This window comes from Microcoleus sp. N9_B4 (assembly GCF_036701635.1).
GTDB lineage: Bacteria > Cyanobacteriota > Cyanobacteriia > Cyanobacteriales > Microcoleaceae > Microcoleus.
Genome location: NZ_JAUBRC010000010.1, coordinates 61,052 through 84,218 on the forward strand (window position 1 = coordinate 61,052; position 23,167 = coordinate 84,218).

The window sequence follows — 23,167 nt, forward strand, 5'->3', positions numbered from 1 at the left end:
CCATGTCCGCAACCGCAGAATTAGCTACTACCCAAGAGATACCGGAACAAGAGATAGTAGAACAAGAGATACCGGAAAACTTTATCTTTCCTCCCGGCGATTTATACAGTGACGAACCTCCCGTGGAAACAGAACTGCATCTCCGACAAATAATCCTACTCCTCAACTGTCTAGAATGGCTGTGGCGAGATAGAAATGATTTCTATGCTGCTGGAAACCTCACCATTTATTACAGTCCCAAGCAACTCAAATCGAAAGACTTCCGAGGCCCAGACTTTTTTGTGGTACTCGGAACTGAACGCAAAACTCGGAAAAGCTGGGTAGTTTGGGATGAAGAGGGAAAGTACCCCAATATTATCATTGAAATCCTGTCTCCCAAAACAGCGGATATAGACAAAAACTTTAAAAAACAACTCTATCAAGATACTTTTCGCACTCACGATTACTTTTGGTTCGATCCAGAAACTTTAGAATTAGCTGGGTTTCATTTGGTTGACGGGGAATATCAACCGATCGCACCAAACGAATTCGGGCATCTGCGGAGTCAACAACTCGATTTGAGTCTCGGAATTTGCGAGGGAAAATTGCGTTTGTTTACAGCAGAAGGAGAGCTTGTCCCTACTCCTCAAGAATTTGCAGAATGCGAGACTCAACGGGCCGGACAAGAGGCTCAACGAGCCGGACAAGAAGCTCAACGAGCCGATCGCCTGGCCGCGAAACTGCGAGAATTAAATATTGATCCCGATACGATTTAGCGATCGTCCTTTCATTCAATTTTCCTTTATAGTAAGCTGGTTTAGGCGATCGCATATCCCGTATGTTGCCGAACATGATATGGATGAAACCCTAAAACTATCTTGTCTTTAGGCACTCCTAATTCTACAAGTTCTGCGGTAATTCCCGTTTCTATACCATCTTGTTGAATCCAGATTTTGCCGTCGATAATTTCCACATGGACGATACAATCGTGAATTCTTTGAGGCCCTTGCCAGCCTTCGTGCATCAGTAAAAAATTGTTTTGTTCGCTGTCAACAATAACGCTGCTTTTAATTTCTCCGTGTCGGTAAGAAATCTGGGCATAACTATCTAAAACATTGCGAACAATTTGGCGATATTCATCTAGTCTATCCATGTGACAATTCTCTCCTTTAATGAATCAAAAACTATTAGTTTAAATCTCTATTGTGGTAGATGTCTTTTGCTGGCATATTTTAAGCTGAACCATCAACTGTCACCTGTTTATAGAATAACACAAGACTTTTTCAAACTGATAGCTCATCAATTCAAACTACTTACTGCCGCGTGTATCGGTGCTTCACCCCAATCGGAAAATACTCCGCATCGCCCATCGCAGTTAATGTCACCACAGGTAACTGATATTCTGGTGGCACATAATTAGCAAATTCGCTGTTTAGCCGCCGCAATTGCGCGAGAATTGAAGATGCGATCGCCTGCTTCATCTCCTCGTCGCCATCCACCCCCGCTGCTAATTCCACAACCACCGATAAAAACCGATTTTGATCCGCATCTTCCTTGACTTGCAGTACAAATTTTCCCGTCACCCATTCCCGTATGGTGGGAACTTCTAAACCTACGGTGACATTTTCCGGGTAAATGTTAGCACCGAAGTAGGAAACGGTAAAGTGCGATCGCCCGAATACATACACAAATGGCAAGCAGCGAATGCCTCTGGGGAAATCAGAAACTTTCATAGCTGCTGCTTGCTGCAAATGTGCCACAGGGTTAAATCCCCATTCAGCCAAAAAATTGAGCATTGCTTCGTAACAAATTAAACCGCCGTTATCCGAGATGTGATAGCGTATTAGCGGGATGCCGTTGTCGCCAGAAAATAACAGCGTGCCGTCATTATTAACTTCAAAAAAGCGGCTTTTCGGATCGTACTGCACCAGCGTTGGCAACCGCGATTCCCCGAATAAATTGCGTGCTGCTTCGGGATTGTTTGCTAAAAAGCGGCGGATGCAAATACTCAGCGGTGTCTCGTTGCCCAAAACCCCCGCATCGGCAGTACCGTAAAGGCTCGCCGAGTTGTAATATAGATTGTCAGAAGTAGTGCGATCGCTCACCAAACTCCGCCATTCTTCGCTAAACACTTCCCCCGCAAACACCATCTTAATTCGATATTTTTGCCACTCCACACCCCCAGCAATTCCGCTATCAATCACATCCTTGATAAACGGCGGATATCCCAACAAAACTACTTGCTCGAAATGCTCCCCAAGTTCCTGCACAACTCGGAATATTTCAGTCTTATTATTCCCCGGTGTCACAACTGTAACTGGATAGCCCTTACTCGCTAGATAGCGGCAGCAATTTGCCGTGTACATTCCGCCTACCCAAGTTCCCAACGTAAAGCAAATGACAGCTAAAGTTGAGCGATTGTCGGCGTAAAAACTGTCGTGAAATATTTGTTCAAAACGAGCGGCAATTTGCAACTCGTCGCTAATAAAACGCGGCCAAAATGTCGGGTTTCCTGTCGAACCCGATGAAACAGCAATGAAATCGCAAGTTTCTAATTTGCCCTGGTAGCACAACTGAGGTAGCGGGTGACAGCGTAAATAATTCTCTTTGGTAATTAGCGGCAATTTTTGGAAGTCTTCAAAGGTTTTAATTGAGGCGGGATTGATGTTATGTTCAGTTAGGAAAGTCTGGTAAGCTGGTACTGTGGCAGCGACTTTTTGAAAAAGCCCGATCGCCCCCGCTTCGGCAACTCGACTCTGCTGGTGTTGCAATCGTTCCTCAAGTGGCGCTCTCAAAAACTCTTCAAACGCCTCAATTGCTCGCTGACGCTGTTCTGGCTGCATTATTTGCTCCTTAAAATGGGTATGTTGCACCTCGATCGAGATTCAATGAGTAGCGCTAACGCCCGATCGCACATTGGGCTGGACACTAAAAATTTGAACACATTTTGAGGTCGATCGAAAATATGGTGCAGTAGATAAACTTCCATAGCACGAAACCGCTGTTTTAACAACAATCACAGGTGATGACCGAGCTCTCGATCGACTAATAAACACTGACACACTATGGCAAGATTAATTCAGCGATCGTCCAAAACTGCCAGTCTCAGTCAAGCGTGAAAATCCGACGCAGCAAGTTCCCATGAACAATCCCATCTACCCCGGCATAACTCTCAACAACCACTACCGCATCGTCCGCGAATTGGGACACGGAGGCTTCGGGCGCACCTACCTCGCTGAAGATGCCCACCGATTTAACGAACCCTGCGTTTTAAAAGAATTTGCGCCCCAAGTACATGGAAGTTACGCTTTACAAAAATCCGAGGAACTGTTCGAGCGGGAAGCGGGAGTGCTCTACAAGCTGCAACACAATCAAATCCCCCGCTTCCGCGAACTCTTCCGCGTCAGTATCAGCGATCGAGGCTACCTATTTCTCGTCCAAGACTACGTGCCCGGTCAAACTTACCGCTTTTTGCTCGACGCCCGCAAGCGTCAGGGTTTGCGGTTTATAGAAGCAGAAATCAATCAATTGCTGCTGCAGATTTTGCCCCTGCTCGAATACATTCACTCTTTGGGAGTGATTCACCGCGACATCTCCCCGGACAACCTGATTCTGCGGAGTTCTGACGGGATGCCCGTGCTAATCGACTTTGGCGGAGTAAAACAAGTCGCCGCCACCGTAGAGTCTCTGTTCGCTGAGGCTAACGGCACTCCCGCCCCCGCGACTCGCATCGGCAAGCTCGGCTACGCTCCCGTCGAACAGATGCAGATGGGTATCGTCTCTCCCCACAGCGATTTGTACGCTCTGGCGGCCACGGTTTTGGTGTTGCTGACGGGGAAGGAACCGCATCAATTGCTCGACAGCCATACCCTGAATTGGAACTGGCGGGCGGAATGTTCTCTGTCTCCGAATTTGTCCCTGGTGCTGGATAAAATGCTTGCTCAACAGCCGAGTCAGCGTTACTCCTCGGCTCGCGAGGTAATGCTTGCTCTCTCCGGCAATCCGCCTTTACAGCCACCTTTGCCGCCAGCCCCGGATTTTGGGATCACGCAGCCGCCGGATTTCTCGCCTATACCCGTGCCCGCCCCCACGCCAAAACTGCCGGGAACTCCGGTGCGAGTTGCTGCTATTGGCAATCAGCAAAAGATGCCTGCTTGGAAAATGGTTTTGTTTGTGGTGGCGGTGCTCTTAAGTATGGGGGGAGTTGGCTGGTTTGCGGGCAATTCTTTGTTAAATCTGCAATCAAAAGTGCAGAAAGTTCCCCAGTCTCCAAACCCGAAGCAGCAGCAAGAAGATGCTTTGCAAGATCGTTTTGTAAAGCTCAAAATTGCCGATCGATTCTATAGCGGTTACGTCAACCTTGTGGACGAGACTTTCTATGCCAAATACCCGGAATTGGGGGGACGATTGTTAAAAGAAGGCGATGAAGATCGCCAGTGGCGCGAAAGGTGGCAGAAAATCGGCGACGAGTTGCTCGACAAGCTGGAAAATCTCAGCAGCGACGCTAGAGCGCGGTTGGGCAGTTACGACACCACAGATATCGATCGCTGGAAAACTGAGGTTAACAAGCTGAATTTGAGTAGTCGGGCTTTGTACGATTTGGCTGATGCTAGGTTCTTTTATTGGTTTCCACAACAGCCGCGCGATCGCAATATCATTGGTTTGCCGATCGGACAAATTTGGCAAGCAATTACTGCCGACGAACTCGAAGCCTTACAAGCTGGAGCAACTGTCGAAAGCGTTGAATTTGACCGCCTATCGAAGAGCAAAAGCCTCACAGGCAATCTCAAACCCGGAGAAGGGAAAGCTTACATTGCCCGGTTCGCTCAAAATCAAACTTTGCGCGTGAATTTGCAAGCACCGCGCCAATCTACTCTACTGTCAATTTATACTCCGGGGCGGACAAAGGGCGCGCGAGCGTTGCTGGAAGATGCAGAGGGGCTTAGTTGGTCGGGATTGCTGGATGATACTGGTTATTATGAATTCGTGGTAGTTTCTCAAGCATCTGAGCCGATCGCTTACGAGTTGAACCTGACGGCGGAATAATTGCTATTGACGCTCTCGATCAACCCAGGCAATAATAAGGTAATACCAATCAGATAAGTTGTCGGGTTCAAACAAAGAATATGCTGAGATTCGCGATCGTAGCTTTAGTGACTTTTGGATTAGTATTAGTGACTGCACTAGGTTTACATCCGGCCAATGCGACAGTCAGCACTCCCGAATTTTATGCTTGGAACTTTGCCTCTGTAGGCAGTAGCGAGCTGGTTTGTAAAAAGACCGTGGTAGTTCCGCAAGACCGGATAATTCCGTCATCATCAATGCACGCTGTGAGTATCACTTCTGCAATTGTAGATGAAAAGTTTTGCGCTAATTCCACTAAGCCACTGAATTAAGGCCGTGGATAATATGATTTCCGGTTATAGAACCATAATTAAGTTCTCCTTTAGTCGATTTTAGATTCACTTCACAGATGAATCTGGCAGGTTGAACCTTCATCTAAACTTTTTATCTCTCCACGATTGTTGTCTGAAAGCAAGTACCATTTTTTGGATGAATCAGGACGCAGCGTCCTGATTCATCCAGAGAGATAAAACTCTAGTTGTCGGTACAAACACGGCTTAATTAGGAACAATTAACCGCACATCATATAGCAATACTCCGGACAGTTTTTGGAACGATACTACAAGCTTACGCGGGGCAAGGATCATAAAAAAGTCGAATTAAATGCAAGTCAGGGGTAGAGGTGACATTGATTTAATTATTCACGCTCGCCTCAAAGTCAAGCGAGAATAAGCCATTGGGCCAGAGAAAAACTGTCCGGACTATTGATATAGCAATCGTAAATAATTTGTGAATTTCTTACTTTCTCCCCGCAGGTTCGGGGAGAGTTGGGGGTGGGGGAAAAACTTTACGACTCCTGGAAGGATTGCTATAATATTAAGTGATTGTCTGAGTGATTTCCCCCATCCGCGCACTGAAACTGTTGGCTGATTTTTTTTATGAGAAACACCGGCTATTTTGTAATGAAAATTTATCAAACGAGTCGGGCGCAGAAGTTTTCTGCTCTTGAAACAAATCGAACTCTTCCCTATTTTCCCAGTGCTTTTATGGTGACTTAAGAACCGAGGGAAAATATTCAGCCATTTGGCTAATCGTTTATTGGCTAATTGGCCGACTCAGTAATTCGTTAGTTTGAGTATGCTAGAGTTAGTCAGGTTCAGATATATAGTGCCATCTGTTATCTAAGTATCATGCTCAAAATTTTGGTAATTGAGGACGACGAATTAATCCGGGAAACTCTTCTGCAACTCCTGGAATCTCACAGCTACCGGGTCATTGCGGCAGAAAACGGTCGAGTTGGGGTGCAGATGGCACTTTCGGAGATACCAGATTTAATTTTGTGCGACGTGCAGATGCCGGAAGTAGACGGTTATGACGTGTTGCGGACTCTCCGGCAAAACTCGCTAGCTGGAACAATTCCATTTATTTTCCTCACGGCTCAAAGTGACAAAACCGATTTTCGTCGCGGGATGGAATTGGGGGCCGACGATTACTTGACAAAGCCGTTTACCAAGGCTGAATTGCTCGGAGCCATTGCTTCTCGCGTCTTGAAACGGCAAACTATTACTCAACCCTTGACAGTCGCGCTTCACCAAGCAGAAGCCAGACTCAAAGATTTAGTTAACGACTCCACCAAGGTTACGACTCTCTCTCCTGAAAAGTTTGCTCTCGAAGCTTTGCTGCGCCACGCTTTGGCACAAGGTGAGTTTCAGGTATATTATCAGCCACAAGTTAATATTGCTACCGGCCAAGTTATCGGCGCCGAAGCTTTAGTGCGCTGGCAAAATCCCGATCGAGGTATAATTTCTCCCTGCGAATTTATTCCCTTAGCAGAAGAAACAGGTTTAATTATTCAGATTGGGGAGTGGGTACTGCTTTCAGCTTGCGCTCAAGCCGCTAGTTGGCTGGCGGCTGGGTTTTCGCCCTTTACAATATCAGTAAACTTGTCGGCCCGGCAGTTGTCTGACCCGGAACTCAAGGCGCGAATCGTCCAAATATTGGAAACTACAGGCTTAGAGCCTGCTAATTTAGAATTAGAAATGACCGAAAGCGCTTTGGTGGAAAATGCGACAGTAGCAGGCGCTACTTTAAACCAACTAAAAGCTCTAGGAATTCGGATTGCTATTGACGACTTCGGCACCGGTTACGCTACTTTAGGATATCTCAAGCAATTTGCTTTTGACAGTTTAAAGATCGATCGAATTTTCGTCCGTAATGCCAACGAAGATACTCAAAATGCTGCTATTACTACAGCAGTAATTTTACTTGGTCACAGTTTGAATATGACAGTAATTGCTGAGGGAGTGGAAACAGAAGCAGAACTAGATTTTTTGAAACAACATCAGTGCGATATCATGCAGGGGTATCTGTTCAGTCGCCCCGAACCAGCAGCGATAATTGAAAGTATGTTGGTTGCCGACCCCGGTTTGTTCGCGCAGCCCCCAGTAGTAGCACCTGATCGCGTTGTTCCTTTTGTACCTGTGTCCGAACCGGAAAAATCTAAAAACCTTTCAATGTCTGGTTTAGGAATAGTGTAAGTGTCACCAAGATTTCTGTATAATAGGATAAAATTATTTTTTCCCCTTCTATTTTCTGCACAAAAGTTGAATCTTCCTCATAAAAAGTTGTAGCTTTTGATGATAGGGGAATCAAAGAAGGAGATTTTACCCCATATTCCTCTACTGCTTCCTCTATTATGCGCTAGGCGCCCCTAATGGGACTATTTGAGAAAGTGTGGCGTATTGAAATTGCGAGCCTTGATCAAGTTGCAGGAGGTAAACTCATTTAAGTTCCTACTTTGGGACTGGCAGTTTCACAAACTGTCCAACTGGAATTGGTGCAAGCCTGTCATGGAAAGAATATTAGTGGTGGACGACGAAGCAGACTGTCAAACAGTCTTAGCAATGTACTTGGAAAGTCAAGGATATCGGGTTGAATGCGCTAATTCAGGGGTTGAGGCGCTCTCGATTTTTGAAAATGCCCCCCCAGATTTGGTAATTTCAGATGTCATGATGCCGGAAATGGACGGGTTTGAGTTTTGTCGCCGTTTGCGAACTACCCGTTTGGGACAGTTAGTCCCTTTTATATTTTTGTCGGGTCAAGGCGAGTTGGAGTCAAAAGTTGAAGGTCATTCGATCGGCGGTGACGATTATCTGGTAAAACCTTTTCAGTCTGAAGAAATTTTAGCTAAGGTAAAGGCGCAGTTAGAGCGCTCTCACCGCATTCACGCCGAGATTGTTCGACTACTTCAAACTTCTAGCGGTAGGGCGGTAGAACCAACATTCGTGACAGTATTGCCAGCACCTGCACCTTTGCCTTTAACACCAGCCGAGGAAAGAGTTTTTTGGGAGGTGATCCAGGGTTATACTAACAAACAAATTAGCGATCGGCTGTTTATTAGCCCCCGGACTGTGCAAGCTCATTTAGGCAGCATTTTCAGCAAACTACAGTTAGATAATCGTGCTCAGCTTGTGAGATTTGCCCTGGAAAGAGGACACAAACCACCTCAAACTTAGCTCGGATGTCAACTTAGGGTGCGCCAGCCAGTGGATTTTAGATTTTAGATTTTAGATTTATTCCACAGATTCATAGGGGAGCTAAAACTTTAGTCTAAAATTTTGATCTGTCCACGACTTAAGTCGCAGGCTTGTATCCGTTTTTGGGCGGGAGCAAAAACTCCCGTAGCTGCCAAAAAAATGGAGGCTGACGCACTCAGCAAGCAGATTATTCCACATTCAAAACACAATAAGGATAATTAGTTATCACACAAACCCCTGGCCCCAAATTGGTACCCCGGAAGTTGGCACGTTCCAAATCACCCTGCCGCACGTTATTCGCCGCATCGATATTTGTCCCGGTCAATTGAGCCCTAGGAAGCCTAGTATTTGACAAAATAGCATTCTGCAAATTACTATCGCGCACATCCGCGAAAGACATATCCGCTCCGCTTAAATTCGCACGATTCAAATTAACTCTAAACAGCAGCGAACGTCTCAAATCGGCATTCGACAAATTAGCTTGCTGCAGATAAGCTTCGCCCAGATTCGCCTTAAAAAGTTTAGCACCGCGCAAATCAGCACTCGTCAGATTCGCTCGCCCCAAAAAAGCATTAGACAAATCCGCATTTCGCAGATTAGCACCATCCAAGTCAGCCCCGTACATCTCCGCATTAACTAAGTTAGCATTCGCCAAATTAGCACCCCTTAAATCCGCTTCTAGCAAATTAGCTTCATAGAGATTTGCTCCGCTTAAATCGGCTCCTCTTAAATTAGCTCTGTACAAGCTAGCCTTGAACAAATCAGCATTTCTCAAGTCACAGCCTTCGCACTCTTTAGTTTCCAGCAATTGCCTAACATGATCGGGATTTTGAGCTTTAACGGGAGCTGCCAGCCCAAACAAAGTTAAACTTGCCGTTACAGTTGCCAAGAGTTTAAGTTTCACAAACAAACCTCACTGCTACTTCAAACAAATTATACTAGCAAACTGTAGACTTTAAACCCATATCATTCTCTCTTTTCTCTTGCTCTGCGTTCTCTGCGCCCTCTGCGGTAAATTTTCAAAAAAATGATTCGCAGCCAAGGATTTAGACCTGGTTCCAGCAAAGCGGGCAAAGCCCGCCCTACTTAACTTAATTAAGCTTCATCTAAAGCAGCAACACCAGGCAATTCCTTACCTTCGAGCAGCTCCAAACTAGCACCGCCACCAGTAGAAATGTGGCTCATTTGTTCGCCTAAATTCAACTGTTCCACAGCCGCCACCGAGTCACCACCACCGATAATTGTGGTAGTACCAGTTTTAGTAAGTCCAGCCAAAGAATGAGCGATACCTTCAGTTCCTACAGCAAACTTCTCCATCTCAAACACGCCCATCGGCCCGTTCCAGATTACCGTTTTGCAATCGGCCAAAGCATCTTGGAAAGTTTTTACTGAATCCGGGCCGATATCCAAACCCATCCAACCGTCGGGGATGCTTTCAACAGAGACAGTTTGAGTGTTAGCATCAGCAGCAAACTTGTCAGCAACTACCACATCAGTAGGTAACAGAAAAGCAACTCCCCGTTCCTTCGCCTTAGCTTCCAAAGACTTAGCCAGTTCCAGCTTGTCATCTTCCACCAAAGACTTGCCCACGTTCAAGCCACGAGCTTTGTAGAAGGTGAAAACCATGCCACCGCCCAACAGCAGTTTGTCGCACTTTTCCAACAGTTTTTCAATGACTCCAATCTTGCTGGAAACCTTAGAACCGCCGATTATAGCAGCTAAAGGACGCTGAGGATTGTCGATCGCACTGCCGAGATATTGCAGTTCCTTCTCCATCAAAAACCCAGCCACAGAAGGACTCAGATACTTAGTAACGCCCTCAGTAGAAGCGTGAGCCCGGTGAGCAGTACCAAAAGCATCATTGACATACAAATCGGCCACAGAAGCTAACTTCTTAGCAAATTCTGGGTCGTTTGCCTCCTCCTCTGGGTAGAAGCGGACATTTTCCAGCAACAGCACATCGCCATCTTGCATCGCGGCGACTGTAGCAGCGACTTCATCACCGATGCAGTCGTCAGTCTTTTTGACCTCTTTGCCCAACAATTCCGACAGCCGTTTCGCAACCGGCGTCAAGCGCAACTTCTCCGTCACACCCTTGGGACGGCCGAAGTGGCTGCACAAAATCACCTTAGCGCCCTTGGACGCTAAATCTTGAATTGTCGGCAGAGCCGCCCGGATGCGAGTATCATCGGTGATATTGCCGTTGTCGAGCGGCACGTTAAAGTCCGCCCGCACCAATACCCGTTTGCCCGATAAGTCCGATGCCGATAAATTTGCTACAGTTTTTTTTGTCACAGGATTAACCTCCTAATATGTGTGTTTTTGTCGAATTCCGTTGAAATGGCGGCACTGGTCACTTGCACTTGGGCCTCGGACGCATTCAACCGCGTCCGTACAAAAAACGGAAGATGAAACAAACGGCACTGATTGGCTCAACGTAAACATTTTATCGGAGTCCGCGTCCCGGAGATGCGCAGTATGTTCAAGACTGTCTTATTTCCTGTAGATCAAAGCCGAGAAGCCCGCGAAGCTGCCGAAAAGGTGGTCAATATCGTGAAAACCTACGCCTCTCGCTTAGTTATTCTCTCGGTAGTCGAGCCCCCAGCCGAGGAGGCCGACGCCCCCGCGCGAGAGGTGATGACTTCCCCCGAAGCAGTCGCCAAACTTCTTTCTGAGGCCCAATCGATGTTTTCCCAGCAGGGAATTGAAGCTGAAATCATCGAACGGGAAGGCAAACCTGCTTTCACGATTTGCGATGTGGCTGACGAAATTGGGGCCGATTTGATTGTGATGGGCTGTCGGGGGATGGGTTTAACCGATGATGGGGCGTCTGACAGCGTTACCAATCGGGTGATCAATCTGTCTCCTTGTGCAGTTTTGATTGTGCCTTAGTCAGTTGTCAGTTGACTGTTGACTGTTGAGTGTTGACGGTTGGCAGTTGACTGTTGTAATTCAAGAACTAACAACTAACAACTAACCAATAACAACAGTTAACAGTCAACTAACCAATAACAACTAACCAATAACAATAGTCAACAGTCAACAGTTAACAGTCAACAGTCAACAGTCAACTAACTAATGAAAATTCACTGGTATCCCGGTCACATTGCCAAAGCTGAACGGGCATTAAAAGAACAGCTAAAGCGGGTAGATGTGGTGCTCGAAGTCCGAGATGCCCGCATTCCATTGGCTACTTATCACCCCCAAATGCCGACCTGGGTGGGCGGCAAGGCGCGAGTATTGGTCATCAACCGCATGGATATGATTACGCCTCGATCGCGCGAGGCGTGGGAAACATGGTTTGAGGCCCAGGGGGAAACTGCGTATTTTACCAATGCCGAGCACGGTCACGGAGTAGACGCTGTGGCGGATGCCGTGCAGAATGCTGGCGTGCAGCTAAATCAAAGAAGGTTCGATCGAGGTATGCTGCCCCGTCCAGTCCGGGCAGTGGTAATGGGATTTCCCAATGTCGGAAAATCTGCTTTAATTAATCGGCTGTTAGGGCGGAGAGTAGTGGATAGTGCCCGCAGAGCTGGAGTAACTAAATCACTCCGATGGATTCGCATTTCTGACGAAATTGAATTATTAGACGCCCCCGGAGTGATCCCAACCCGAATTAACAATCAAGAAAATGCCCTAAAATTAGCTATTTGCGAAGATATTGGCGAAGCAGCTTACGACAATCAGGTAGTAGCAGCAGCGATGGTAGATTTGCTCTTAGGGCTTGAGGCGGCTGATGACACTTTGATATCAGTATCTGGTTTCAAATCCAGGTATAAATTAGATGCAGCCTCTAGTAATGGTGAAGATTATTTGCACGAGGTAGCAAAAGACAGGTATAAAGGAGATGTCGAACGAACGGCGCGGCAGATGTTAAACGATTTTAGAACTGGTGTTTTGGGTCAACTTACTTTGGAGTTGCCGCCGGCTTGAGCAGACTCGTAACCTACAACTAATCAGAAATGGTATTCAATAGAGAGTTGCTGACGCTGATAATGTGAACTTCGTCTCCTATGTGTAATATTTTTTCTGCTGCTTGCGATGCGATTCGCGTGTTAACTATCAGCCGACTAAAGTGATTTAAATGCCCTTTTTTTACCAGGTCAGGCATGATTTCCTTTTGCTTGGCTGTTAGTAGATTTTTAAAATTTAGATCGCTTGCTTGCGCCGCATAATTTCGCGTAGATAGGATACATGGCTGACCGGGATTAATAGCTTCAAATATTACTGTTCCTATTTTAAACCTAACAATTTCATCGGATTGTGAGAAAAGTTGGTCTTCCCAAAAAGCCGGGACATCTCCTATCTCAATATTAGCTCGCAAGCGCTGGCGCATCTCGTTAACGCAAACTCTCGGAAACCAAGATGCAACTTCGGCAATTGTTTCGGTACTGATAATGCTTGGCCCTGGTGCAGCGAGATTGTCGGGAAAACCAGTCAGCAAGTTTTCAATTAACTTGACGGGGAAACCGAAGTAGTTGCTCAACCAAGATTCTATTCCCAAGCGTTCTCTATCTACATGAAAAAATATTTCTTGTTCAGTGCCTTGAATTTTCAGACCGGCAATTCTCTTTTTGATGTCAAAGGATAAGCGTAGAAAACGGACTCCGCTGTTGTGCTTAGTGTTAACCAATTCTCCTGCTGCATCGCAGATTGCAAAAGAACGATCGCCGGATAGAGCTCCGCTGGCTAGAATAGTGGCTTGACTGACTGCGATGCCGTCAAGGGACTTGACCGGATAGATATGAATGCTGGCGACGTAAGACATTTCGAGCCATTGATAAATAATTGTCGTTTTAGATACATTCTAGCATCTCCTGTCGGCAGAAGGATGACTGCAGTTGACTTTACTAAATAAAATATGAATGACATAAAAATGGGCTACTTTTTTGAAGTTTACATTGTGCCGGAGCAGCTTGTAAAGAAAAATCAAAGAAGTCTGGCTGAGCTTGTGGTATATCTTATGGTATAAAATAGAAAAAATTGAACCGAGTTACAAGCAATGACTGAAAGCGGAAGTAGAAGCATGATTTCGCGACGCAATTTAATGTTGAGGGCTGGTGCAGGGATGCTGGCGGCAAGCTTGGCACCAGCGTTTTTACAAGCCGAAGCAGCAAAAGCAGAGGCAATCTCTGACATTACTCCCGAGGGTGCTCTCCAGAAATTGATCGAGGGGAATCAACGCTACATTGAGCAAAAACGGACATTTCCCGACCAAGCTCGATCGCGAGTTGTAGAAGTAGCACAGGGTCAACATCCGTTTGCAACCATCCTGGCTTGTTCTGATTCACGCGTTGCTCCCGAAATTATTTTCGACCAAGGATTAGGGGATTTATTTGATATCCGAGTAGCTGGCAATTTTCTCGACGATGTGGTTCTCGGAAATATAGAATATGCGGCCTTAGAATTAGGCGTACCACTATTAGTAATTCTGGGTCACGAACGCTGCGGTGCTGTCAAAGCAGCTTTAGATGGTAAAGCTGTTCCGGGTCACATTAGCACTTTGGTGGCGGCGATTAAACCGGCAGTTGATTCGACCAAAGGTCAAACAGGCGATGCGTGGGATAACGCAGTCAGAGCTAATGTGAAAATGAATGTAAATAAGTTACAATCTTCGTCGCCTATTTTAGCTGAAGCAGTGAAAGCGGGCAAGCTTAAAGTTGTTGGGGGCCGCTACGATTTGGATAGCGGCAAAGTAGAGATAATTGCTTGATTTTGCTGGTAATTTTCAGAATTTGTAGGGTAGTGCCAAGAGTGCCTACCCCTTGGGGAGCGAGGGGAAACCATCGGGGATTGCCCCTAAGAATTATTTGGTAACAATAAAGTAGATATGCAAGTTTAAAGTAAACCCATTTCTTGCAGTCCCCGGCGCAGGCGTTCTGCTTCAAAAGGGCGTCGCTGTTCGTGAAGGGCGATCGCTCTTTTGAATTCGGCTAAACTTTCTGGCATTTTACCAATTTTCAGCAAGGCTACTGCCAAGTTTTGATGAGCTTCCGCGTGTTCGGGATCGATTTTTATCGCTTGTCGGTAATAGGCGATCGCATCTGCTAAATTTCCGGCGGCCTTCAGCGTCAGTCCTAAATTGTAGTGACCTGCTGCAAAATTGGGGTCAATTTTTAAAGCTGCTTTGTAAGCTTTTTCAGCAGATTTCAAATCTCCTTCCTCTTTGAGCAAATTGCCCAAATTATTGTAAGCACCCAACTTGAGCGGCGGGAACACTTTGGTATTAATTGCCGCTTGATAATGTTCTTTTGCTTTTACAAACTGCTGCTGCTGGCGATAAGCAATTCCCAAATGATAGTTGAGTTCGTAAACAATAGAATCATCAATTGCCCCAGCAGTCAAGCCTTTGGTTAATAAATTAATTCCCCGCCCGATTTGCCCGCTTTCTACATACAGCGCGCCTAATTTGCTACAAGCATAAGCATCGTTTGGATAATAAGCGATATAGCGTTCCATTGCTGCTTGAGCTTTTTGGAATTTACTTTTTGCTGCGATCGCATCTTTTTGATAACCAGAGTGCCAAATCGCCACATCGGGGAGAGAAGCTATTTTCCAATTTGGTTCCCTCTGCAAAATCTCAGCCACGCTGTCGTCTACCATGGCGTGATAAGGGCGAGAAAAGCGGATGTCATGGCGATTGCGAAACAAGCGCGACACTAGGGAATAGGGAGATTGAGAGGCACCAATTTCTTGGCGGATGAGATTGATTAGCAGCAGCCGATCGCTCGCCATTGCCTGCTTAATCTGAGGTACAATCTCCGGTACCAAAACCTCATCGGCATCCAACACCAAAATCCAGTCGCCCTGGGCGTGCTTCAGACACTCATTGCGCGCCGCTGCGAAGTCGTCGCACCATTCAAAGTCATAAACCCTCGCCCCGGCTTCTCGGGCAATTTCACGGGTGCGATCGCCCGATCCCGTATCCACCACCACCATTTCGTCAACAACACCCTTAACGCTGTCCAAAGTCCGCGACAGTGTTGCCTCTTCATTCTTCACAATCATGCACAGAGTCAGATCCATCGGGCGCAAACTTTCCTCATTTCACAGAAATATTGTAATTTTTTTACCAGTAAAACACAAAAAGTCCCAGAAAAGATTCTCCTATTTTCCTTTTGCTTTGAGCATAAGTACCTTTCTTCCCTCGAAAAAGTGGGTTAACTCTTTTGAGATATTAAAAAGCCTCAAACTCGGACGATTCATCAAAAATCCTACCACTTTCGATTCTTCCCTACGGTAGAGGTAAGAGCGGGATAGGGGTTGTTATTCTTAGAACATAAGACAAGGCACAAGAAAAGTTTAAGTATTCAGGAGAAAGAGAAATGGGAATTATTGCTTGGATCGTTTTAGGACTGATTGCCGGTGCGATCGCCAAAGCCATTTATCCGGGAACTCAAGGCGGCGGTTTTCTGGCAACAACAGGTTTAGGAATTGTGGGCGCGCTAGTGGGAGGTTATCTAGGTCAAGTCTTATTGGGGACGAGCGGGGGAGCATCCTTCGGAGCATTGACTCTACCCAGCATAGCTTTTGCAGTCGTAGGTGCGATCGTGGTACTTTTCATCTGGGGATTGTTAACTCAGCGTGCTGCATAACAAATATTGCCAATTCCCAGTCGATCGACTTTTAGGGTATTCATAAACCCGGTTTCTGGAAGAAACCGGGTTTTTCAGTTGCTTGTAGGATGCGTCAATCGATTTTAGATTTTAGATTTTAGATTTTAGATTTTAGATTTTAGAGGCGACCCCACGGGTAAATGCGGGGGCTTGAGGATTTTCGATTTTCAATTTTGGATTGATTCCACGGATAAATCACGTGGCGGGTACCATCAAGAAATTCGCTTGTCAGCCTACTTTTACCAAATCCGGGTTAAAAACCCCTATTAGACTCAGCGCTTGCAACGGTTCAAGAGCAAAACTTTCGTCCGCACAGAGTGGGACTGAAGAATAAAGGGGTAAAAATCCCGGATTTAGTATTAATTAATCAATCCGCAAATTGAAAGGCAAGCGAACATAAACCCCCTGCGGGTCGTTCATCGACTTGATCGCAGCCAATTCATCTTGCATTTTCTTAAATTCGGCCGTTAGCGGGTCGAGTTTGGCGGCTGGTTTCAAAACATGAACGCCGGAAATTTTTTCCAAAATTCGCTCCTCCAAAGTGCGGCGTTTTGGATATTCTTCCAACTTCCAATCGTCGCCGAGTTTAGCTTGCTTAGCAGCCTCTCTGACAGCATCTTCAAGCCCGCCAATTTCATCGACTAAACCCAACTGTTTCGCAGCCGTACCAGACCACACCCTGCCTTGAGCAATTTCTTGTACTTTGTTTTTCGGCAGTTTGCGGGAGTCGGCGACTTTAGTAATAAATCGATCGTAAATGCGATCGACTATTCTCTGAATATTCGCCAATTCTTGAGGATTTTTCGGGCGGGAAACCGTGTTAATATCCGCAAAGCGGGCGGTTTTCACCACGTCCCAAGTCAGACCGTTGTTAGCAGCCAACTTTTCGGCGTTGAACCGCATTCCAAAAACGCCGATCGAACCAGTAATCGTATTCGGTTCGGCAAAAATGCGGCTGGAACCCATCGCAATCCAATAACCGCCGGAAGCTGCTAAATTGCCCATCGAAACGATAACTGGTTTCTTTTTGCCCGTCAGCATAACTTCGCGCCCGATGACTTCGGCCGCCGTCGCGCTGCCTCCGGGACTGTTGACGCGCAAAACCACTGCTTTTACGTCGTCATCTTCTCGAATTTTCCGCATTTCTTGAGCGATGCGATCGCCTCCTACTTGAGTCGGGCCCCCTTCGCCGTCTACAATCTCTCCTTCAGCGTAAAGTATAGCAACTTGGTTTTTCTTGTTAGCGTGAGTTGAGTTTTTATTCTCAGCAATTCTCGCGTAATTTTTCAAACTAATTTGCTTGAAAGATTTGTTTTCGCGATCTGTTCCTGTGAGTTTTTTGAGTTCGGTCGATATTTCGTCAAAATATACAACCTTATCAACTAACTTGTTTTTGAGAGCTTCGTCAGCCATCAAAATTCCGCCATTATCTGCAAGCGCTTGCAGTTGCGGAACAGTCACTTTGCGACTCGGGGCGACAGTTTTCAGGTATTCTCCCCACATATCTCCGAGCAACTTTTGAGTTTGCTGGCGATTTTCGGGACTCATTTTTGTGAGCAAAAACGGTTCAACGGCTGACTTGTATTTGCCGACGCGAGTCACTTGCACTCCCACGCCGTATTTTTCCAAAGCACCAGTGAAAAACATTGCCTGACTGCTAAAACCGTTGATTTCCAAAGCACCGTAAGGATTGACTGCAATTGTATTAGCGACAGAACCGAGGTAATAATCTCGCTCATTCCAGTCCATCTGGTAAGCAAAAATGGGTTTTTTGGCATCTCGGAAACGCTGCAAGGCCGATCGAACTTCTTTGAGATTGGCAAACCCGCTGCTGCTCGAATTTGAGCTGCCTTCCAGATAAAGGCCAACGATTTTCGGGTCTTTTTTCGCATATTCGATCGTGTCTAAAACAGTCCGCAGCGTCACTGTATCGCCGGAATCTTCCGAAAGCACTTCTTCAATCGCCGCGCCAGTGCTACGGCTCGGTTTGCTGTCGGTGATATTTAAAGAAAGGTCTAATACCAATACAGACTTATCTTTAACTTGCGGCCCTGAATCTTTAGACGACGATGCCGCCATAGCAATTAGTAGTACCAGTCCCCCCAGTCCGATGCTGCCCAGCAGCAGCAGTCCTAGGAAGGTGCCCAGTAAACTTGCACAGGTATATTTTAGGAAATCTTTCATTAGATAATTGGTTATTGGTTATTGGTTATTGGTTATTGGTTATTAGTCATTAGTCATTAGTCATTAGTCATTAGTCATTAGTCATTAGTCATTAGTCATTAGTTATTAGTCATTAGTCATTAGTTATTAGTTATATCACATCCGGTTAGAACGGAATGATACCGAGCTTGCAAGCGTCCCCGCTCGCGTGCGAGTCGATCGCACTGCACTCGGCAAAATATTATTCCGATGCCACCGGAAACGATTTTATTGGTCATTCCTGGAAGTAGGATGTAGCAATTATCCGCTGTCGTTAGTTATTAGCTAATGACTGTTGACTAATGACTGCTGACTAATGACTGCTGACTAATGACTGTTGACTAATGACTGTTGACTAATGACTTTTGACTGCTGACTCACTTTTATCTTAACCTTTCCAAAACCCCAGAATGTTTTAACTCATCCAAGTTAGCGCAGCCGGTACAGAACATCACGGTGGCGATTTCTGCAATTAAAGCCTCAGCTAGAAGGGCTGCGGCTGATTCCGATTCCGCTGCTGCTTGTAGAAACGGCCGCGCCAGTCCCGCAATATCCGCGCCAAGGGCGAGAGCCTTGGCTGCATCCAATCCATTCTGCAAGCCTCCAGAGGCAATCAGAGGAACATCCGGCGCTACGGCGCGGGTGCTGACAATGCACTCGGCTGTCGGTATTCCCCAGTCGGCAAAGGTTGCGCCCAACCTGCGCTGCTTGCCATCTTTAGCTCGCTCTCCTTCTATTTTCGCCCAAGAAGTGCCTCCGGCCCCGGCAATGTCGATCGCACCTACCCCAGCGGCGAGCAATTTCTTTGCCATCTTTCCTGAAATACCGTTGCCGACTTCTTTAGCAATAACTGGTACTGGTAATTGATCGCACAATTTGGCAATTTTATCTAGCAGTCCTTTAAAGTTAGTATCGCCTTCGGTTTGGACGCACTCTTGTAGCGGATTGAGGTGCAAAATTAGTGCGTCTGCTTCTAAAAGATCAACAATTTTTTGGCACTGTTCCAAACCGTAATTGTAGTTTAATTGAACGGCTCCGATATTGGCAAACAGGAGAATATCGGGAGCGCGGCGACGGACGGCAAATGTAGGAGCTAGTTGAGGATTTTCTACAACAATTCGCTGGGAACCGACTCCCATTGCTAGTTTGTATTCTTGAGCGACATCGGCGAGGCGATAATTGATTGTCTGGGCTAATTCTGTGCCGCCGGTCATTGAGGAAATTAGCAGGGGAACGGCTAGTTTTTTGCCGAGAAATGTGGAGGTTAAATCGATTTCAGTGCGATCGAGTTCTGGCAAACAGCAGTGTTCAAAACGGTAGCGTTCGAGGCCGCTGGTAGTTTCGCGAAATTGTACGTCTTCTTCGAGGCAAATCCGCAGGTGGTCTGCTTTGCGGGTTTCGGTTTGCGAGGGGGAGGTTAGCGGCAAGTTCACTGTGGCTATTTGGGGAAAGAGTTGTGATTTGGGAATATAGCAATTTTATTTCATTTTTGATTTTTTTAATGAACCGCAGAGAGCGCAGAGAGCGCAGAGGAGAAGAAAAGAGAGATGTTCGCAAATTCTGCAAGGGTTGCTGTATTATCCAGGAACGGTCAGCGCCTTTCCATTATCTGAAGGTTTCAACTTGAGTAAAAAAGGAACTGCTTTTTGCACCCAGGCTTTGATTGACGTGTAACTTTCCGCATCTTCTCCGAAAGAAATTTCCAGCATATCCGTGTGAATTATCCCCGGATTCAAAGGAACTGCTGCCATACCTGCGGGCAATTCTTGAGCGAGCGATCGCGTAAGTCCTTCTATCGCCCACTTAGAAGCGCAATAGGGCGCAACTTCCGGCGAAGTTGACCTTCCCCAACCCGAACTAAAGTTAACAATTATGCCGCTTTTTCGAGCAATCATTGCCGGGACAAAGTGGCGAATTACATTAGCAGTACCTTTAATATTAACATCAATTACCTGCGAAAATTCTTCGTTACTAACATTCCAAAGAGGCGCAAGATGATTAGTTACACCTGCATTGTTAATTAGCAAATCTGGCGGCTCATTTTTGGCCAGAATTTCTGTAACCCAAGCTTTTACGCGATCGTCGTTTGCGACATCCAAACAAGTAAAATGGTGCGGCGCACTATATTTTTCTTGGAGTTTTTCCACCGCTTCGGAAGAACGGGCGCATCCCACAACTGTATGTCCCAATTCAATAAACTTTTCAGTCATGGCAAGACCGAGACCGCGACTGACTCCGGTAATTACAATTAATTTTGTCATCATAAAAATGGGTTTGAAACCCCGTCCTTTTAGGACGGCTTTACAATTTAATTTGCAATACGCCACGAGTTGTAAGACAAAAACTTACAGTCTATTGGCATTGCGTTTTGACACCACCGCTTGCCAGTTTTTAAATTGTGCAAGCTAATTGTTTTCCGATACGGGTCTTTCTTTGTTGGAGACTCTTGCCAACCACCGACATAAGAGAACCCATACTTAGGGTGTTTAACGATTGAACCGCGCTTAAACCCCGCACTTAAAGTTCCGCCGTATCGGGTGCGAATGTGACCAGCGGAATGTTGTAAGCGATGTAGTTGTCGTCGGTGGAATTCAAGAGGGATTACCTCTATTAGCTTGGTGTTATCGGGCTGGATATGTCCTCCGACATACCCATTAGCTAATACCCACGAATCGACACAATGAGCCTCAAACTTTTTTGATAGCTTTTGCTTTGACTTCTTTAGTCCTAAACTTTGTCGCAGTTCGTAGGTATCGTTTCCAGATTTAGTCTCAAGATGGGCGATCTTTCTGAGTTCAGAATAGAACCAGTTTTTGCCCACTTCTAAAGGACTAAACGATACATTCCACTTGCGTCCGTTTTTCCAGGTTCGTGCCTTGATGTCTTCCACAACAAAAGCTGATACGGGAAACATAGAGGTGAGCCAGTTAATTATCCTTAACTTCCACTGCCATCTCGATGCCGTTGATGGGGGGATGCGATTTTTGTTAACTAATCTGTTAGCTCGGTTTTGACGGCATGGAGTATTCCGAAAGCGTCTTGCCCGTCGCATATTGCGCCTTACTTCAACGTGGTCTTGCACCCAGTCAACAGCATGAGTTTGGATATTTAAGTAGGTATGTGATTTGGATTTAACGGTAAATCCTTCACGCTTACTACCTGGGTCAATGCCAACCGCTATGGGTTGATAGTTGTGGTTTAAAGGTTCTGCATTTAGTCGGACACAAAATACTCCCTTTTTCCAGAATGGTGTTGCCTTGCTTGACTTAATCCAACGCTTTGCACGGGCGTTGGTAGTCGGCATTAACGGTCTATTTTCACTGTTTACAACGGGTACAAACATTGACGGTAAGTCCTATTTCTAGGTGTATATTTCCCTTCGCCACTGACTGCCAGAGAGGTTAAAAACTAGGGAAGCATTCTTAACGTCTTACCGGATACCACTCCCAGGCAGTTCAGTCTGTCTCTTTCGACACAGGCTAGACACTGTTTTAGTCTTGAATTAAGAAGGTGGTGAATTTTCCTCTTTCAAGCCTCACCCTAAAAGGGTGAGGTTAGTGACAGATTTGCTGAATTTTGACATTAAGTAATACAATACATATTGACTGGCTAATTGACAAATCGATCGCAGGGAGAAAGCATGAAAGTAAAAGCAGCCGTTGCTCGCAGTGCCGGCCAACCTTTGAGCATTGAAACGGTTGATCTAGATGGGCCGAGGGCTGGAGAGGTGCTGGTGGAAATTAAAGCCACTGGTGTTTGTCACACTGATGCTTACACTCTTTCCGGTGCCGATCCAGAAGGTTTGTTTCCGGCTATCTTAGGCCACGAGGGAGCTGGGATTGTCGCAGAAGTGGGGCCGGGAGTAACGAGTGTCAAAGTGGGCGATCGGGTAATTCCTCTCTACATTCCTGAATGCCGCAACTGCGAATATTGTTTGAGCCGCAAAACAAATCTCTGTCAAGCAATTCGCGTGACTCAAGGCCAGGGAGTGATGCCCGATGGCACGAGTAGGTTTTCTATAGACGGGCAGAAACTTTACCATTACATGGGAACTTCTACCTTTGCTAATTATACAGTCTTGCCAGAAATTGCAGTAGCAAAAATTCGCGAAGATGCTCCTTTTGATAAAGTTTGTTTAATCGGCTGCGGCGTCACAACTGGCATCGGCGCTGTCATTAATACTGCGAAAGTAGAGCCTGGTTCTAATGTGGTAGTTTTTGGTTTGGGCGGCGTGGGTTTGAATGTAATTCAAGCGGCTCGCATGGTGGGAGCTAACATGATTGTCGGCGTAGACTTGAATCCCGACAAGCGAGAGATGGCGGAAAAATTTGGCATGACTCACTTTGTCAATCCCCGCGAAGTGGAAGGCGATTTAGTGCCTTATTTAGTAGATTTAACCAAAGGCGGAGCTGATTACAGTTTTGAATGTATCGGCAACATTAATGTGATGCGCCAAGCTCTGGAATGCTGTCACAAAGGTTGGGGCGTGAGCGTAATTGTCGGGGTAGCGGGAGCCGGTCAAGAAATTAGCACCCGCCCGTTTCAGCTAGTAACTGGCAGAGTTTGGAAAGGGACGGCTTTTGGCGGTGCAAAAGGCAGAACAGATGTTCCTAAGATTGTTGATTGGTACATGGACGGTAAAATTGATATTGACAGTCTCGTAACTCAGGTAATGCCGATCGACAAAATCAATGAAGCCTTTGATTTAATGCACAAAGGCGAAGTAATTCGCACAGTGTTGACATTTTGAGTTTTTGAAGGTGAAGGAAG

At 46.1% G+C, this 23,167-nt stretch carries 20 protein-coding genes; 10 read left to right on the top strand and 10 right to left on the bottom strand.

What is annotated here, in order from left to right:
- Positions 1 to 2: 2 nt before the first annotated feature.
- Complete coding sequence (locus QUA43_RS09180) at positions 3 to 755, top strand: Uma2 family endonuclease (protein WP_333373235.1); 753 nt, start codon at positions 3 to 5, stop codon at positions 753 to 755.
- A 41-nt stretch (positions 756 to 796) separates the two neighbouring features.
- Here the strand turns inward: QUA43_RS09180 and QUA43_RS09185 are convergent, their stop codons facing one another.
- Together QUA43_RS09185 and QUA43_RS09190 are read right to left on the bottom strand one after the other, a co-directional pair.
- Positions 797 to 1,132, bottom strand: coding sequence for a XisI protein (locus QUA43_RS09185; RefSeq protein WP_333373049.1), 336 nt, complete (start codon positions 1,130 to 1,132; stop codon positions 797 to 799).
- Positions 1,133 to 1,292: 160 nt separating this feature from the next.
- Positions 1,293 to 2,822, bottom strand: coding sequence for a phenylacetate--CoA ligase family protein (locus QUA43_RS09190; protein ID WP_333373051.1), 1,530 nt, complete (start codon positions 2,820 to 2,822; stop codon positions 1,293 to 1,295).
- Between the two features lie 298 nt (positions 2,823 to 3,120).
- Between QUA43_RS09190 and QUA43_RS09195 the strand changes: the two genes are divergently transcribed.
- The 4 genes from QUA43_RS09195 (at position 3,121) to QUA43_RS09210 (ending at position 8,558) form a co-directional block, all read left to right on the top strand.
- Positions 3,121 to 5,025 carry a serine/threonine-protein kinase gene (locus QUA43_RS09195; RefSeq protein ID WP_333373054.1) on the top strand — a complete coding sequence of 635 codons (1,905 nt, stop codon included), beginning with the start codon at positions 3,121 to 3,123 and terminating at the stop codon, positions 5,023 to 5,025.
- Positions 5,026 to 5,105: 80 nt separating this feature from the next.
- Positions 5,106 to 5,375, top strand: a complete 270-nt coding sequence (locus QUA43_RS09200; protein WP_333373057.1) for a hypothetical protein — start codon at positions 5,106 to 5,108, stop codon at positions 5,373 to 5,375.
- Positions 5,376 to 6,233: 858 nt separating this feature from the next.
- On the top strand, positions 6,234 to 7,580 hold the full coding sequence (locus tag QUA43_RS09205) for an EAL domain-containing response regulator (RefSeq protein ID WP_333373061.1): 1,347 nt from the start codon (positions 6,234 to 6,236) through the stop codon (positions 7,578 to 7,580).
- Positions 7,581 to 7,892: 312 nt separating this feature from the next.
- Positions 7,893 to 8,558: a response regulator gene (locus QUA43_RS09210; protein WP_333373064.1), complete on the top strand. Its 666-nt coding sequence runs from the start codon at positions 7,893 to 7,895 to the stop codon at positions 8,556 to 8,558.
- Between the two features lie 208 nt (positions 8,559 to 8,766).
- Here QUA43_RS09210 and QUA43_RS09215 read toward each other — a convergent pair whose 3' ends face one another.
- Entirely contained in the window at positions 8,767 to 9,483 is a 717-nt protein-coding gene (locus QUA43_RS09215; RefSeq protein WP_333373066.1) for a pentapeptide repeat-containing protein, read from the bottom strand.
- A gap of 191 nt (positions 9,484 to 9,674) precedes the next feature.
- Positions 9,675 to 10,874: a phosphoglycerate kinase gene (locus QUA43_RS09220; RefSeq protein WP_333373069.1), complete on the bottom strand. Its 1,200-nt coding sequence runs from the start codon at positions 10,872 to 10,874 to the stop codon at positions 9,675 to 9,677.
- A 183-nt stretch (positions 10,875 to 11,057) separates the two neighbouring features.
- Here QUA43_RS09220 and QUA43_RS09225 point away from each other — a divergent pair, with 183 nt between their 5' ends.
- Positions 11,058 to 11,471: a universal stress protein gene (locus tag QUA43_RS09225; protein WP_333045478.1), complete on the top strand. Its 414-nt coding sequence runs from the start codon at positions 11,058 to 11,060 to the stop codon at positions 11,469 to 11,471.
- A 186-nt stretch (positions 11,472 to 11,657) separates the two neighbouring features.
- Positions 11,658 to 12,512: a ribosome biogenesis GTPase YlqF gene (ylqF, locus tag QUA43_RS09230; protein ID WP_333373072.1), complete on the top strand. Its 855-nt coding sequence runs from the start codon at positions 11,658 to 11,660 to the stop codon at positions 12,510 to 12,512.
- A gap of 19 nt (positions 12,513 to 12,531) precedes the next feature.
- On the opposite strand, the gene QUA43_RS09235 is transcribed toward ylqF, so the two are convergent.
- Positions 12,532 to 13,347 (bottom strand): MOSC N-terminal beta barrel domain-containing protein, encoded by an 816-nt coding sequence (locus QUA43_RS09235; protein ID WP_333373075.1) that lies wholly within the window; start codon positions 13,345 to 13,347, stop codon positions 12,532 to 12,534.
- A gap of 234 nt (positions 13,348 to 13,581) precedes the next feature.
- On the opposite strand from QUA43_RS09235, the gene QUA43_RS09240 reads away from it, so the two are divergent.
- Positions 13,582 to 14,292: a carbonic anhydrase gene (locus QUA43_RS09240; protein ID WP_333373078.1), complete on the top strand. Its 711-nt coding sequence runs from the start codon at positions 13,582 to 13,584 to the stop codon at positions 14,290 to 14,292.
- Between the two features lie 125 nt (positions 14,293 to 14,417).
- Here the strand turns inward: QUA43_RS09240 and QUA43_RS09245 are convergent, their stop codons facing one another.
- Positions 14,418 to 15,605, bottom strand: coding sequence for a tetratricopeptide repeat protein (locus QUA43_RS09245; RefSeq protein WP_333373080.1), 1,188 nt, complete (start codon positions 15,603 to 15,605; stop codon positions 14,418 to 14,420).
- 299 nt (positions 15,606 to 15,904) lie between these two features.
- Between QUA43_RS09245 and QUA43_RS09250 the strand changes: the two genes are divergently transcribed.
- The gene (locus tag QUA43_RS09250) at positions 15,905 to 16,174 is read left to right on the top strand and encodes a GlsB/YeaQ/YmgE family stress response membrane protein (protein WP_333373081.1); all 270 of its coding nucleotides are present in this window, start codon (positions 15,905 to 15,907) and stop codon (positions 16,172 to 16,174) included.
- Between the two features lie 384 nt (positions 16,175 to 16,558).
- Here QUA43_RS09250 and sppA read toward each other — a convergent pair whose 3' ends face one another.
- From sppA to QUA43_RS09270, 4 genes are all read right to left on the bottom strand, one after another.
- Positions 16,559 to 18,379, bottom strand: coding sequence for a signal peptide peptidase SppA (gene sppA / locus QUA43_RS09255; protein ID WP_333373083.1), 1,821 nt, complete (start codon positions 18,377 to 18,379; stop codon positions 16,559 to 16,561).
- A 401-nt stretch (positions 18,380 to 18,780) separates the two neighbouring features.
- Positions 18,781 to 19,830: a type 2 isopentenyl-diphosphate Delta-isomerase gene (fni, locus tag QUA43_RS09260; RefSeq protein ID WP_333373086.1), complete on the bottom strand. Its 1,050-nt coding sequence runs from the start codon at positions 19,828 to 19,830 to the stop codon at positions 18,781 to 18,783.
- A 144-nt stretch (positions 19,831 to 19,974) separates the two neighbouring features.
- Positions 19,975 to 20,658, bottom strand: coding sequence for an SDR family oxidoreductase (locus QUA43_RS09265; RefSeq protein WP_333373238.1), 684 nt, complete (start codon positions 20,656 to 20,658; stop codon positions 19,975 to 19,977).
- Positions 20,659 to 20,705: 47 nt separating this feature from the next.
- Positions 20,706 to 21,740 (bottom strand): RRXRR domain-containing protein, encoded by a 1,035-nt coding sequence (locus tag QUA43_RS09270; RefSeq protein WP_333373090.1) that lies wholly within the window; start codon positions 21,738 to 21,740, stop codon positions 20,706 to 20,708.
- A 297-nt stretch (positions 21,741 to 22,037) separates the two neighbouring features.
- Here QUA43_RS09270 and QUA43_RS09275 point away from each other — a divergent pair, with 297 nt between their 5' ends.
- Positions 22,038 to 23,147: an S-(hydroxymethyl)glutathione dehydrogenase/class III alcohol dehydrogenase gene (locus tag QUA43_RS09275; RefSeq protein ID WP_333373093.1), complete on the top strand. Its 1,110-nt coding sequence runs from the start codon at positions 22,038 to 22,040 to the stop codon at positions 23,145 to 23,147.
- Positions 23,148 to 23,167: the final 20 nt, after the last annotated feature.